General features: G+C 71.5%; 13 protein-coding genes. 12 read left to right on the top strand and 1 reads right to left on the bottom strand.

What is annotated here, in order from left to right; genetic code table 11:
* Positions 1 to 7 precede the first annotated feature (7 nt).
* From ACIOSR_RS00610 to ACIOSR_RS00595, 4 genes are all read left to right on the top strand, one after another.
* Complete coding sequence (locus ACIOSR_RS00610) at positions 8 to 850, top strand: undecaprenyl-diphosphate phosphatase (protein ID WP_056045103.1); 843 nt, start codon at positions 8 to 10, stop codon at positions 848 to 850.
* Positions 847 to 2,109, top strand: a complete 1,263-nt coding sequence (gene mshC, locus ACIOSR_RS00605) for a cysteine--1-D-myo-inosityl 2-amino-2-deoxy-alpha-D-glucopyranoside ligase (protein ID WP_056045100.1) — start codon at positions 847 to 849, stop codon at positions 2,107 to 2,109. Before ACIOSR_RS00610 ends, mshC begins: the two co-directional genes overlap by 4 nt.
* A gap of 130 nt (positions 2,110 to 2,239) precedes the next feature.
* Complete coding sequence (locus ACIOSR_RS00600) at positions 2,240 to 3,586, top strand: sensor histidine kinase (protein WP_402751600.1); 1,347 nt, start codon at positions 2,240 to 2,242, stop codon at positions 3,584 to 3,586.
* Positions 3,583 to 4,278, top strand: a complete 696-nt coding sequence (locus tag ACIOSR_RS00595) for a response regulator transcription factor (RefSeq protein WP_056045093.1) — start codon at positions 3,583 to 3,585, stop codon at positions 4,276 to 4,278. Before ACIOSR_RS00600 ends, ACIOSR_RS00595 begins: the two co-directional genes overlap by 4 nt.
* A 58-nt stretch (positions 4,279 to 4,336) precedes the next feature.
* On the opposite strand, the gene ACIOSR_RS00590 is transcribed toward ACIOSR_RS00595, so the two are convergent.
* Positions 4,337 to 5,248: a proteasome assembly chaperone family protein gene (locus ACIOSR_RS00590; protein ID WP_056045092.1), complete on the bottom strand. Its 912-nt coding sequence runs from the start codon at positions 5,246 to 5,248 to the stop codon at positions 4,337 to 4,339.
* A gap of 121 nt (positions 5,249 to 5,369) precedes the next feature.
* Between ACIOSR_RS00590 and ACIOSR_RS00585 the strand changes: the two genes are divergently transcribed.
* The 8 genes from ACIOSR_RS00585 (at position 5,370) to ACIOSR_RS00550 (ending at position 13,979) form a co-directional block, all read left to right on the top strand.
* Positions 5,370 to 6,062 carry an HAD family phosphatase gene (locus tag ACIOSR_RS00585; RefSeq protein ID WP_233568315.1) on the top strand — a complete coding sequence of 231 codons (693 nt, stop codon included), beginning with the start codon at positions 5,370 to 5,372 and terminating at the stop codon, positions 6,060 to 6,062.
* Between the two features lie 67 nt (positions 6,063 to 6,129).
* Positions 6,130 to 7,179, top strand: a complete 1,050-nt coding sequence (locus ACIOSR_RS00580) for a tRNA (adenine-N1)-methyltransferase (protein WP_056045090.1) — start codon at positions 6,130 to 6,132, stop codon at positions 7,177 to 7,179.
* 106 nt (positions 7,180 to 7,285) lie between these two features.
* Positions 7,286 to 8,215 (top strand): hypothetical protein, encoded by a 930-nt coding sequence (locus tag ACIOSR_RS00575; RefSeq protein WP_056045089.1) that lies wholly within the window; start codon positions 7,286 to 7,288, stop codon positions 8,213 to 8,215.
* A gap of 24 nt (positions 8,216 to 8,239) precedes the next feature.
* Positions 8,240 to 9,262, top strand: a complete 1,023-nt coding sequence (locus ACIOSR_RS00570; RefSeq protein ID WP_402751599.1) for a helix-turn-helix transcriptional regulator — start codon at positions 8,240 to 8,242, stop codon at positions 9,260 to 9,262.
* Positions 9,255 to 10,247, top strand: coding sequence for a helix-turn-helix transcriptional regulator (locus tag ACIOSR_RS00565; protein ID WP_402751598.1), 993 nt, complete (start codon positions 9,255 to 9,257; stop codon positions 10,245 to 10,247). Before ACIOSR_RS00570 ends, ACIOSR_RS00565 begins: the two co-directional genes overlap by 8 nt.
* 104 nt (positions 10,248 to 10,351) lie before the next feature.
* Positions 10,352 to 10,645 carry a twin-arginine translocase TatA/TatE family subunit gene (tatA, locus tag ACIOSR_RS00560; RefSeq protein WP_159826684.1) on the top strand — a complete coding sequence of 98 codons (294 nt, stop codon included), beginning with the start codon at positions 10,352 to 10,354 and terminating at the stop codon, positions 10,643 to 10,645.
* A gap of 78 nt (positions 10,646 to 10,723) precedes the next feature.
* Positions 10,724 to 11,479 (top strand): twin-arginine translocase subunit TatC, encoded by a 756-nt coding sequence (tatC, locus tag ACIOSR_RS00555; RefSeq protein ID WP_056047397.1) that lies wholly within the window; start codon positions 10,724 to 10,726, stop codon positions 11,477 to 11,479.
* Between the two features lie 4 nt (positions 11,480 to 11,483).
* A complete protein-coding gene (locus tag ACIOSR_RS00550) occupies positions 11,484 to 13,979 on the top strand; it encodes a DEAD/DEAH box helicase (protein ID WP_402751597.1) in 2,496 nt (831 codons plus the stop codon).
* Positions 13,980 to 14,021 lie beyond the last annotated feature (42 nt).

Raw genomic sequence — 14,021 nt, 5'->3', positions numbered from 1 at the left:
CACCCGCGTGGAGCATCTCCTCCAGGCACTCCTGCTCGGCCTCGTCCAGGGCCTCACGGAGTTCCTCCCCGTCTCGTCGAGCGCCCACCTGCGGCTCGTCGGCCTGTTCTTCAGCGATCCCGGGGCGGCGGCCGAGTTCGACCCGGGCGCCACCTTCACGGCGATCACGCAGCTCGGCACCGAGCTCGCGGTCGTCATCTACTTCCGGCGCGACATCACCCGCATCGTCTCGCGCTGGTTCGCGGGCGTGACCGGCAAGATCCCCCGCACCGACCCCGACGTCCGCATGGGCTGGCTCGTCATCATCGGCACCGTCCCTATCGTGCTCGTGGGGTACGTCGCGCAGGAGTACATCCGCACGGTGTTCCGCTCGCTCTGGATCGTGGCGATCGTCCTGATCGTGTTCGGCGTCCTTCTCGGACTGGCCGATCGTCTCGGCAAGAAGACCGAGCGCTTCGAGGACATGCGCTACGGCCACGGCATCGCCGTCGGCGTCGCCCAGGTGCTGGCGCTCTTCCCCGGCGTCTCGCGGTCGGGTGCCACGACGACCACGGCACTCGCACTCGGCTACACGCGTCCCGCCGCCGCCCGGTTCTCGTTCCTGCTCGCCGTGCCCGCCGTCTTCGGCAGCGGTCTCTACGAACTCGTCCAGAGCTTCAGCGACCCCGGGCCCTACTCGCTGGGCGAGACCCTGGCCGCCACGGTCGTCGCGTTCGTCGTCGGCTTCGTCGTCATCGCGTTCTTCATGAACTACATCTCGCGCCGCAGCTTCGCCCCGTTCGTGGCCTACCGCATCGTGCTCGGCGTCGTCCTGCTCGTCCTGCTCGGCACGGGCGTGGTGGCCGCATGAGGTCCTGGGCAGAACCCGACGTCCCGCGCCTCCCGGGCCTGGGAGACCTCCCGGCGCTCCACGACACGTCGACCGGCACGGTGCACCCGACCGAGGTCGACGGGTCGCGGGCCGGTCTCTACGTGTGCGGCATCACGCCGTACGACGCCACCCACCTGGGTCACGCGTCGACCTACCTGGCCTTCGACACCCTGCTGCGCGTCTGGCGCGACGCCGGGGTCGAGGTGGTCTACGCCCAGAACACGACCGACGTCGACGACCCGCTGCTCGAGCGGGCGACGGCCACCGGCGTCGACTGGCGAGAGCTCGCGGACGGCCAGACCGACCTCTTCCGCAGCGACATGCAGCACCTGGCCGTGGTGCCGCCGACGCACTACGTCGCGGTGACCGAGGTGGTGACCGACGTCGCCGACGCCGTGGCGCGCCTCCTCGACCGGGGTCTCGCGTACCCCGTGCCGACCGATGCCTCGACCGCCGGCGACGACCTGTACTTCGACGTCCGGGCCGCCGAGCGCGACACCGACTGGCACCTGGGGCTCGAGAGTCGCTACGACGCCGAGACGATGGCCCGGTTCTTCGCCGAGCGCGGCGGTGACCCCGATCGCGCCGGCAAGCGCGACCCCCTCGACCCGCTGCTCTGGCGCGCGGCCCGCGACGACGAGCCGTCCTGGCCCACCACGGTGGGCGCCGGCCGACCCGGTTGGCACATCGAGTGCACCGTCATCGCCCAGCAGCACCTCGACGTGCCCGTCACCGTCAACGGCGGCGGGAGCGACCTGGTGTTCCCGCACCACGAGATGAGCACGGCGCACGGCACGGCCCTCACCGGCCGCCCCTACGCCGTCCACCACACGCACACCGGGATGGTCGGCTACCAGGGCGAGAAGATGAGCAAGTCGCTCGGCAACCTCGTGAAGGTCAGCGAGCTCGTCGCCGCGGGCCGCGACCCCCGCGCCGTCCGGCTCGCCCTCCTGGCGCACCACTACCGCTCCGACTGGGAGTGGTTCGACGCCGACCTCGTCACCGCCGAACGACGGCTCGAGCGCTGGCTCGCCTGGGCCGCCACGAGAGCAGGAGGCGCGGTGCCGGTCCCGGCCCCCACCCCGTTGGTCGTCGGCCTGCGCTCGTCGCTCGCGGACGACCTCGACACGCCCTCGGCCCTCGACGCCGTCGACGCCGTCGTGGCCCGGGGAACCGCCCCGTCCGAGGTCGACGTCGACGCCGTGCAGGCGCTGTTGGGCATCGACCTGCGCGCCTGAACGGCGCCGAGGGCGCCGAGGCGATCGGTCCGCCCCGACACCCGGACGAAACGGGTCGTCCATCCCGTTCTCCATGCGCATGCATGAGTCTTCCTCAATCAGCACGCCCGTCTGCCCTACGATGGTCGGCGTGGAGACGTCGACGACCGCCCCGACCCCGGCCGCGACGCCGGGCGACGCCCGCCGGCCGCTCACCCGACGCGACACCCGCGTCGACCTCTGGATCACCGCCCTCACCGCGGCGCTCGGCCTCGTCACGCTCTGGCTCAGCGCCGTCATCGTCGAGGACGCCGACGGGGCGGGTTCGCCCTCGACCCTCGAGAGCGTGCTGTGGCTCCTGGGCCTCTGCGCCCCGCTCGCCTTCCGACGGCAGCGTCCCGTGGCCGTCCTCGTCGTCGTGTCGGCCGTGTTCCTGGCCGCCCAACTGAGGGGCTACCCCGACACCCTCACCCCGTCGATCGTCGAGTTCGTGGTCATCTTCACCGCGAACGCCTGGGCCGCCCGGCGCGGCCGTGCGCTCGTCGTCAGCGTCGTCGTGACCGCGGTCATGTTCGTCTGGCTCGGCGTGTGGCTGCACTCCGTCTACGTGTCCGACGCCGAGGCACCCGACCCCGTGACCCTCGCCACGATCGCCTACACGCTCGTGTCGAACGGCATCGTCCTCGTCACGGCCATCGCGTTCGGCCGGGCGGCCCGCGTGTCGGCCACCCGGCTCCACGCCCTCGAACGCACGGGGGTCGAGCTCCGCGCCGCCCACGAGCTCGTCGCCGATCGGGCCATCAACGAAGAACGCACCCGCCTCGCCCGTGAGCTGCACGACGTGGTCGCCCACCACGTCGCCGTCATCGGCATCCAGGCGGGCGCCGCCCGGCGGACGCTCGACCGGCCCGACATCGCACGAGGCGCCCTCTCGGCCGTCGAGGGCACGGCGCGGACGACCATCGTCGAGCTCGACCGCCTGCTGTCCGTCCTGCGGTCGCGGGACGGCGAGGCCGGGTCCGGCCCCTCGGGCCTCGGCGCCCTGCCCGAACTCATGGCCGACACGCGGGCACTGGGCCTCGAGGTCCGGTTCTCGGTGCACGGCGACGCCCGCGACGTCCCCGAGAGCATCGGGGTCACCCTGTACCGCATCACCCAGGAGGCCCTGACCAACACCCTCAAGCACGGCAACGCCTCCCTCGCCGAGGTGCACCTCCGCTACGGCGACCGGACGATCGAGGTCGAGGTCGTCGACGACGGTCGTCCCGGCCCCATGCCCTATCCCGGCGCGGGAATCCCGCAGGGATCGACGGCGACCGGCCCCGGACTGGGCCAGCGGGGCATGCGCGAGAGAGTCGACCTGCACGGGGGCGAGCTCCAGCTCGGCCCCCGCCCGCGCGGGGGCTACCGGGTGTGCGCGGTCCTGCCCGTGACCGCCTGCGCCGACGCCCGCCCCCTCGACCACGTCACCGCCGCCGACCCTTCCGAGAGACCATGACCGACACGACCGCCCCCGTCTCCGTCCTGCTCGTCGACGACCAGGACCTCGTCCGCACGGGTTTCCGCATCATCCTCGACACCGCACCCGACGTCCGCGTCGTCGGCGAGGCCTGCGACGGGCTCGAGGCCGTCGACCTCGTCCGGCGGCTCCGCCCCGACGTCGTCGTCATGGACATCGAGATGCCCGTCCTCGACGGACTCGAGGCCACGCGTCGCATCCTCGCGCAGTCACCCGGGGGCGGCCCGGCGGTCCTCGTCCTGACGACCTTCGGCCGGGACGACTACGTCTTCCGGGCCCTGCAGGCGGGGGCGAGCGGCTTCCTGCTCAAGACGGCCACGCCCGAGGACCTGATCGAGGCGATCGCCGTCGTCCACCGCGGAGACGCCCTGCTCTCGCCCCAACTCACCCGTGCCGTGGTCGAACGCGCCGTGGGCGACCCCGCGACGACGCGCGTCGTCGTCCCCAGCCCCGCACTGGCGACCCTTACCGAACGCGAACGCGAGGTGCTCGACCGGTTGGCCTCGGGGGCCTCCAACGCCGAGATCGCCCGCCGGCTGTTCCTGGGCGAGGCCACGGTCAAGACGCACGTCTCCAACGTGCTCGGCAAGCTCGGCCTCCGCGACCGGACGGCGGCCGTGGTGTTCGCCTACGAGAACGGCGTCGCGGTCCCGGGCGGGCCCGCCACCTGACCGGGGCCGTCGTATCGGGCCCCACCCCGCCCCTCCTGACGGGTCGCCGGCGGACCGGTCAGGGGACCGGGGGGTACCGCGGGTCGTCCGGTCGTCCGTCCCCGCCCTTGCCGTCGCGCCGACGGAGGTACCGTTCGAACTCCTGCGCGATGGCCTCACCGCTCGCCTCGGGGCTGTCCACCGTGTCGCGGGCCTGCTCGAGCTGCTCGATGTAACCCGCCATGTCCTCGTCGTCGGCGGCGAGGGCGTCGATGCCGGACTCCCAGGCCGTCGACTCGGCGGCGAGCTCGCCGCGGGGGATCGTCACGCCCGAGAGCTCGTCGAGCTTCTCGATGAGCGCGAGCGTCGCCTTGGGCGACGGGGCGTTGTGGACGTAGTGGGGGACGGAGGCCCAGATCGACAGGGTCGGCACGCCCGCGGCCTCGACGGCGTCGGCGAGGACCGACAAGATGCCCACCGGTCCCTCGTAGGTGCTGCGCTCGAGGGTGTACTCGTCGCGGACGGCCTCGTTCTCGCTGCTGACGAAGACCGAGATGGGCCGCGTGTGGGGGACGTCGGCGAGCATGGCTCCGAGGAACACCACGCCCGTGACGTCGTGCACGTCGATCAGGTCGACGATCTCGGCGGCGAAACCGCGCCAGCTCCGCGACGGTTCGGCGCCGAGCAGCACGAGCACCTCGGTGGTGGGCGACGACGGGTCGCGGGGGAGGACCGTCGCGGCGTCGGCGGCCGCGTGCAGCTGGATGCGCGGCCACACGAGGGTTCGCACCCCGTCGTCGTCGAGCCCCACCTGCGGGCGGTTGAACTGGTAGTCGATGTACCGTTCGCCGTCGAGTTCGGCCACCGGTTCGAGCGAGAGGGTCTCGACCAGGCTGCGCGCGACGCCGCTGGCGGCCTCGCCGGCGTCGTTCCAGCCCTCGAAGGCGACCACCAGCAGGCGTCCCGCAGCGAAATCCGACGTGTTCGTCAACCTGAGTCCTCACCGTGCCGGAAGGGCGTCCGGCGCTTGACCCTCCACGATAGACCGTGACCGCCACCAGGAGGCGCGGGCCGGGAGGCCACGTCGACCAGGCCCGGTAGACTGGTCCGCCGTGACCGAAACCCTGCCTGCCGCCGTCCTGTGGGACATGGACGGAACCCTCGTCGACACCGAACCGTACTGGTTCCTCTGCCAGGTCGAACTGGTCGAGTCGTTCGGCGGCACCTGGAGCCGCGAGGACGGCGACGCCATGATCGGGAGCGGCCTGTGGCAGTCCGCCCGGGTCCTGCAGTCCCACGGGGTCGACCTTACCGAGGACGAGATCATCGACCGCCTGACCACCGCGGTCCTCGAGCGGGCCGCGGTCGAGATCCCGTGGCGTCCCGGGGCGAAGGAACTCCTCGCCGAGCTCCGGCGAGAAGGCGTCCCGACCGCCCTGGTCACCATGTCCATCCGCCGCATGGCCCAGTTCATGGTCGACGCCATCGAGTTCGAGGCCTTCGACGCGATCGTCGCCGGCGACGACGTCGAACACGCCAAGCCGCACCCCGAGGCCTACCTGCGGGGTGCCGCCCTGCTGGGAGTCGACCCCGCCGACTGCATCGCCATCGAGGACAGCACCCCCGGCCTGGCCTCGGCCGTGGCCGCCGGCACCGTCGCGATCGGCGTCGAGCACCACGCACCGCTCGCCGACGACGGCCCCTACATCCGCCGCGACACCCTCGTCGGCACCACGGTCGACGACCTCCGCGCGTTGCACCGGGCCGGCCGTGCCGTCCGCGACCAGGCGACCTCCGACTCCTGACCCCGGTGCGCACGCCGCGCCTCCTGCACCCCTCGGGGTGCGACCCGATCGAAAGCAGCACCCTCGCATGACCGCGTTCCGCCGCCAGTCCGGCCCCTTCGTCGAAGGCGACAAGGTCCAGCTCACGGGCCCCAAGGGCAAGATGAACACCATCGTGCTGACCCCGGGCGCCGTGTTCCACACGCACCGCGGCATGATCGCGCACGACGACGTCGTCGGGTTGCCCGACGGGTCCGTCGTCCCCAGCACGACGGGCGACGAGTACCTCGCCCTCCGTCCGCTGCTGAGCGACTTCGTGATGTCCATGCCCCGGGGCGCGGCCATCGTCTACCCGAAGGACGCCGCCCAGATCGTGGCGTTCGCCGACATCTTCCCCGGCGCGACGGTCGTCGAGGCGGGCGTGGGTTCGGGTGCGCTGTCGCTCTGGCTGCTGCGGGCCGTCGGCCCCGAGGGTCGCCTGGCGTCCTTTGAGCGCCGACAGGAGTTCGCCGACGTCGCCGAGGGCAACGTCGCGAGCTTCTTCGGTGCCGAGCCCGAGAACTGGACGGTCACGGTCGGCGACCTGGCCGACGAGTTGCCCGCGGCGATGCCCGACGGGACGGTCGACCGGGTCGTGCTCGACATGCTCGCGCCGTGGGAGAACGTCGACGTCACGGCCGACGCCCTCAAGCCGGGCGGTCTGGTGATCTGCTACGTCGCCACCGCGACACAGCTCTCGCGCACGGCCGAGGCCCTGCGCGCCTCCGAGGCCTTCACCGAGCCCGACGCGTCCGAGACGCTCGTCCGCGGCTGGCACGTCGAGGGCCTCGCCGTCCGCCCCGACCACCGCATGATCGGGCACACCGGCTTCCTCCTCACCGCCCGCCGGCTGGCACCGGGAGCGGTGCTCCCGCAGCTCAAACGACGCCCCTCCAAGTCCGACTACAGCGATGCCGACGTCGAGGCCTGGACGCCCGGCGCACTCGGCGAGCGGTCGGCCAGCGACAAGAAGCTGCGCAAGACGGCACGCCAGGCCCGGACGGCGGCCGAGGCCGCGATCGCGGCGACCGAGGCCGTCGACGGCACCACCGACGGAGCCGGCGCCGACGGCACGTCGACCGGTTCCACCCCGGCCTGAGCATCGTCGAGGGCTCCGACCACCCCCGCTAAGCTGTCCCCGCATCCGAACGACCCGACCGGTCGCCCCACCCGACCCCCCGGTCGCCTCCACGAAATGAGTCCCCGTGCGCAAGATCCCCGCCCTCGTCGTGACGGTCGGCCTGCTCGCCTCGATGACGGCCTGCTCGAGCACGGCCGGCCCCGGCTCCGCCGGCTGCCCTCCCACGGGTGACGCCGCCTCGGTCGTCACCGCGACCGGCGACTTCGGCACGAAGCCCGACGTCGACGTGCCGACGCCGATCGTGACCAAGAAGACCGAGGTCTCGACGCTCATCGAGGGCGACGGTCAGCGACTCGTCGACGGCACCCCGGTCGTCATCGACTACACCCTGTTCGACGGCAGCACGGGCCAGGAACTCGAGGACAGCGGCTACGACGGCTCGACGAACGTCCCGTTGACGGTGGGCGGGCAGACGCTCGCCCCGCTCGTCGACGCGTTGGAGTGCTCCACGGTGGGGTCGCGCGTCGCGGTCGCCGTCAAGGCCAGCGACCTCTCGGCATCGATCAACGGCGCCGCGTCGACCCCGAACGACGATCCCGACGCCGCCTACGTCGCCGTCGTCGACGTCAAGCGGGCGTTCCTCGCGAAGGCCGACGGGGCCCTCCAGCTCGGCGCGGACGGCCTGCCCGCGGTGGTCACCGCCCCCGACGGTGCACCCGGCATCACGATCCCCGCGGGTGACGCCCCCACCGACGAGGTCGTGCACCTCGTCCGCAAGGGGCACGGTCCGACGTTGACCGCCGACGACTCCGCCGTCGTGCAGTTCACGGCCGTCACCTGGAGCCAGCCGTCCACGGTCGCGGGGTCGACCTGGACCAACGGCGGCTCGGCGACGCCGGTCGACCTCGGCGACGAGCAGATCCCCGACGACATCCGCTCGGCCCTGGTGGGCCAGCAGGTCGGCTCGCAGGTCATGGTCGTGCTCCCCGCGACGTCCGACAGCGGTGGCTCCGCCTACGTGTACGTGTTCGACGTGCTCGGGGCGATCCGATGACCCGGCCCTGCTGAGCCGGTCGCCGTGCCCACTGCCCGCACCCCCCGCGTCCCCGTCGAAGAGCGACTCTTCAGCCTCGTGTTGGCCTTGCTCGCGACGGACTCCGGGTTGAGCAAGACCGAGATCCTGTCGACCGTCCAGGGGTACCGCCAGAGGTACTCGCGCTCGGGTGACAACGCCGCGCTCGAGCGGCAGTTCGAGCGGGACAAGGACGACATCCGCGAACTGGGCGTCCCCCTCGAGACGATCGACGACCCGGCGGCGGCAGGCAACAACCAGGCCCTCCGCTATCGCATCCCGCGGGGCGCGTACGAGCTGCCCGAGGACATCTCGTTCTCGTCCGAGGAGACCGCCCTCCTCACCTTGGCGGCGATGGTGTGGCGCGAGGGGTCGCTCTCGCACGAGTCCCGACGGGCACTCCTCAAGTTGCGCTCGCTCGGCGGCGCGGCGAGCGTTCCCGAGCTCGAGTACGCCCCTCGGCTCCGTTCCCGCGACGCGGCCTTCGAGCCGCTGCGGACGGCTCTCGACCGGGGCGTCGTCGTCCGGTTCGACTACCTGAAGCCCGGTGACGAGTCCGCCCGTCGGCGCGAGGTCGCCCCGGCAGCGCTGGTGCAACACCAGGGCCGGTGGCTGGTGTCGGCGGTCGAGGTCGGCACGGGGGCACTCAAGACCTTCCTCCTGTCCCGTGTCGTCGGCCCCGTCCAGCTGACCACCACCCCGTACACGAGACCCGACGACGCCACGGCCGAGCGCGCCCTGGCCGACCTCGAGCAGGTCTGGCGCGATCGCACCGCGACCGTCCGCGTCGAGCCCTTGTCCGACGCCGAGACCCGACTCGTCAAGCGCCGTGGCACGACCCGTCTCGATCCCGACACGCTCCTCGTCCACTGGACCGACGACAACCTGCTCGCCGACGAGCTGGCCTCCTTCGGTCCCGAGGTCACCGTCGTCGAACCCGACGGTCTCCGTGCCCTGGTGCGCACCCGCCTCGAGGCCGTGCTCGCCGCGCACACCACCGACCCGGTCGACGGGGGTGCCCGTGGCTGAGCCCCGCAGCGCCCTCCACGCCGCCGACAAACTCGCCTTCCTGCTGTCGCTCGTCCCGTGGCTCATGGACCACGAGCGAGTCAGCGTGGCCGAGGCGGCCGCGCACTTCGGCGTGAGCGTGGGCGAGATCCGGCGTGCGGTCGAGCTGATCGCCGTCTCTGGCGTCCCTGGCGAGACGACGCAGTACCAGCACGGCGACCTCTTCGACATCGCGTGGGACGACTTCGAGCAGAACGACGTCATCGTGCTGACCAACCTCGTCGCCATCGACGACTCGCCACGGTTCTCCGCTCGCGAAGCGGCCGCCCTCATCGCGGGCCTGCAGTACCTCTCGTCGCTGCCCGAGAACGCGGACCGCGCGGCCATCGCCACACTGATGAGCAAGCTGTCGCGTGGGGCGTCCAGCGAACCGAGCCAGGTGGCCGTCGACCAGTCCGAGACGAACGAGGTCCTGGGGCTCGTCGGCCGGGCGGTCGAGGCGGGCGTCCAGCTCGAGTTCGACTATCGCGGCACCCGGGGGGTCGCGGAACGACGGCGGGTGGATCCGCTGCGGGTCGAGTCGGTCGACGCCGACTGGTACCTCAGGGCCTGGGACCACCTGCGCGAGGCGCCCCGGACGTTCCGACTCGACCGGATCGCCTCCCCGGCGCTCACCGAGACTCCGATCGCTCACCGGGCCGACGACGTCACCCTGCCCGAGACGCTGTTCGAGGGGTCTCCGGACGACCTGGTCGTGGTGCTCGACCTCGACGCCGCCGCGGCGCCGCTCCTCGCGGACTACGGTCCCGACGAACCCGAACCCCTCCCGCACGACCGCATGCGCCTCAGGTTGCGCGTCAACCGACTCGGCACGCTCTGTCGCCTCGTGGCGGGACTCCCGGGTCACCCCGAGGTCGTCGGGCCCGAGTCGGCGCGCTCGGCCGTGGCCGACTGGGCGCGTCGGGCGATCGAGCGTTACGACGTCGACCCGTCCGTCACTCCCTGAACGTCCGGCTGCGGCACGCCCTGTGCATCGCCTGCGCCGTGCCTGCCGCAGACGAGGCCGCACGGTAGAGTGGACGTCACCCTGCCCCGCAAGGAGACCCCACCATGTTCGGAAACGCGCTCTCAGGCTGGCACCTGATCATCATCCTGGCGATCGTCCTGTTGCTCTTCGGTGCGCCGAAGCTCCCGGCCCTCGCGAAGAGCATCGCCCAGTCGATGCGCATCTTCAAGAACGAGGTCAACAGCGACAAGAAGGAGTCGGCCGTCGACGACGACCTCGACGACCGTCCCGTCCGTCGTCCGGACGACTCGTCCGCCCGGTACACCGACGGTCCGACCGCACGCCGCGTCGACGACTCGTACCCGTCGCCGAACCGCGACGTCCCGCCGAAGTCCTGACGCGTGGCCACGACGACGACTCGTGGCGACAGCACCCAGGGAAGGGGCACGGGCCGCAGCCGAGGCCGCGACGGCAAGATGTCCCTCGGGCAACACCTGCTCGAGTTGCGCAAGCGACTCTTCATCTCCGCCCTGGCCCTCATCCTGGCCGCTGTCGCCGGTTGGTTCCTCGCGCCCTTCGTCCTCGACGCCCTGAGGTCGCCGGTCGAGGCGATCGCGGCGGCACGCACGGGTGAGACCACCCTCAACTACTCGAACATCACGGGCGCCTTCGACCTCAAGCTCCAGATCGCGGTCACCGTCGGGGTCGTCATCTCCAGTCCCGTCTGGCTGTACCAGGTCTGGGCCTTCATCGTCCCCGCCCTCGTGCGCAAAGAGAAGCTCTACGCCGTCGGCTTCATCGGCACCGCCATCCCGCTCTTCCTGGGCGGCTGCCTGGCGGGATGGTACGTGCTGCCCCACATCGTCGAGGTCATGACCGGCTTCGTCGACACCCAGGACGCGACGATCATCGAGTCGAAGGTCTACTACGACTTCGTCCTCAAGCTGGTGCTCGCCGTGGGCATCGCCTTCGTCATGCCGGTGTTCCTGGTGCTGTTGAACTTCGTGGGCGTCGTCTCGGCCGCCGCCATCGTCAAGGGCTGGCGGGTCGCCATCCTCGTCATCGTCCTGTTCACCGCGATCGCGACCCCGTCGGCCGACATCTTCTCGATGTTCCTCCTGGCCATCCCCATGATCGTGCTGTTCTTCCTCGCCGCCGGCGTCGCCTGGCTGCACGACCGCCGGGTCGCGAAGCGGGCGGCCGCGCTCGACGCCGAACTCGCGGCGGGGTGACCCGGTGAGCCCCGACCTCAGTCCCGCGGAACGCTTCGCCGCGGCGAAGACGCGAGACAGGACCCCCAAGCTCCAGGCCTTCCGGTCCCGTCTCGGCTTCGCGCTCGACCCGTTCCAGCTCGCCGCGTGCGCCGCACTCGAAGCGGGCGACAGCGTCCTCGTCGCGGCACCGACCGGCGCCGGCAAGACCCTGGTGGCCGAGTACGCGATCCACCTCGCCATGCAGGACCCGCGGGCCAAGGTGTTCTACACCGCACCCATGAAGGCACTGAGCAACCAGAAGTTCCAAGAACTCGTGGCCGAGTACGGAGCGTCCGAGGTCGGGCTGCTCACCGGTGACACGAACGTGAACTCCCGGGCGCGCATCGTCGTGATGACGACCGAGGTGCTCCGCAACATGATCTACGCCGGGTCCGAGATGTTGACCGACCTGCGGTACGTCGTCCTCGACGAGGTCCACTTCCTGGCCGACCGGTTCCGCGGCGCGGTCTGGGAAGAAGTCATCATCCACCTGCCGCTCGACGTGCGGCTCATCTCGTTGAGCGCCACGGTGTCGAACGCCGAAGAATTCGGCGACTGGCTCCAGACGGTCCGGGGGAGCACCGAGGTCATCGTCTCCGAGGACCGTCCCGTGCCCCTCGACCAACACGTCCTGGTCGGGGGCAAGTTCCTCGACCTCTTCGACTCCTCGGGGCAGGCCGCGACGAACCGGGTCAACCCCGAGCTCCTGCGCGCGACCTCGCTCGGTCGACGCGGCGGGCGGAGCGGTGGTCGTCGAGACGGCCACTCGGTGGGTCGGACCGGCCCCCGGGGCCACGTCGTACCTCCGACGCAGGGCGGTCCCGGTCGCCTCGACCGCTGGAAGATCGTCGAGATGCTCGACGACCAGAACCTGCTCCCCGCCATCTTCTTCGTCTTCAGCCGGGTCGGCTGCGACCAGGCCGTGTCCCAGGTGCTGAGGTCGGGCATCCGTCTCACGACCGCCGACCAGCGTCGTGAGATCCGCGAGATCGTCGAGGCCCGTTGTCGCACCCTGCGCGACGAAGACCTCGCGGTCCTCGGCTACTGGCGGTGGCTCGACGGGCTCGAGCGAGGTGTGGCGGCCCACCACGCCGGCCTGTTGCCGGCCTTCAAGGAAGTCGTCGAAGAGCTCTTCCAGAAGAAGCTCGTCAAGGTCGTGTTCGCGACCGAGACGCTGGCGCTCGGCATCAACATGCCGGCCCGCACGGTCGTGCTCGAGAAGCTCGAGAAGTTCAACGGCGAGGCTCGGGTGCCCATCACGCCCGGCGAGTACACCCAGTTGACCGGTCGTGCCGGTCGCCGGGGCATCGACGTCGAGGGCCACTCGCTCATCCAGTGGCAGCAGGGTCTCGACCCGCAGGCCGTCGCCTCGTTGGCCTCGCGGCGCACCTACCCGATGAACAGCAGCTTCCGGCCCACGTACAACATGGCCGTCAACCTCATCGAGCAGTTCGGACGATCCCGCACCCGCGAGGTGCTCGAGACGTCGTTCGCCCAGTTCCAGGCCGACCGCTCGGTCGTCGACCTGGCCCGCAAGGTGCGATCGCAGCAGCAGTCGCTCGACGGCTACGCCGCGTCGATGGCGTGCCACCTGGGCGACTTCGGCGAGTACACGATGCTGCGTCGCGAGGTCGGCGACCTCGAGAAGCAGGGGGCGGCCCGGGCCGACTCGCAGTCGCGGGCCGAGCGCGACAAGCGTCAGCGCCGCATCGGCGAACTGCGTAAGCAGGTGCGGACGCACCCCTGCCACGCCTGTCCGGAGCGTGAACAGCACGCCCGCTGGTCCGAGCGCTGGTTCAAGCTGAAGAAACAGACCGACCAACTGTCGGCGCAGATCCGCAGTCGGACCGGCGCCGTCGCCAAGGTCTTCGACCGGGTCACCGACGTGCTGCTCGACCGCGGCTACCTCGTCCCCACGGGCACGAACGCAGGAGGGGCGGGTCGCGTCCCGCGGGACGCCGAGGTCACCGTCGCCCCGAGCGGTCGCACGTTGCGTCGCATCTACGGCGATCGCGACCTGCTCGTGGCCGAGAGCCTGCGCCTCGGTGTGTGGAACATGCTCGACGTGCCGTCCATGGCGGCCATGGCGGCCACCCTCGTGTACGAGCCCCGTCGGGACGAAGGCCAGCTCTCCGAGCGGTTCCTGCCTCGCGGCGAGTTCCGTGCCGCGCTCGACGCCACTCAGCTGCTCTGGGCAGAACTCGACGACCTCGAGCACGAGCACCACCTTCCGGGCAGCCAGCCCCCGGCACCGGGTCTCGCCCTCGCGATGCACCGTTGGGCCCGAGGTGCCGCACTCGATTCGGTGCTCGACGACGCCGACCTCGCCGCCGGCGACTTCGTCCGCTGGACGAAGCAGACGATCGACCTGCTCGACCAGCTGTCGGTCGTGGGGGACCTGCCGGTCGGTCCGACGGCCCGGCAGGCGCTCGACGCCGTCCGTCGCGGCATCGTGGCCTACACCGCGGTCGGCCCCTGACCCTCCTCCCCGACGAGGCTGGACGCCCGCCGAGGACGACCG

Source organism: Frigoribacterium sp. NPDC087798, assembly GCF_044742985.1.
Taxonomy (GTDB): Bacteria; Actinomycetota; Actinomycetes; order Actinomycetales; family Microbacteriaceae; genus Frigoribacterium.
Note: the sequence above shows the minus strand (reverse complement) of the source record. Positions and strands in the feature narration are given on the sequence as shown.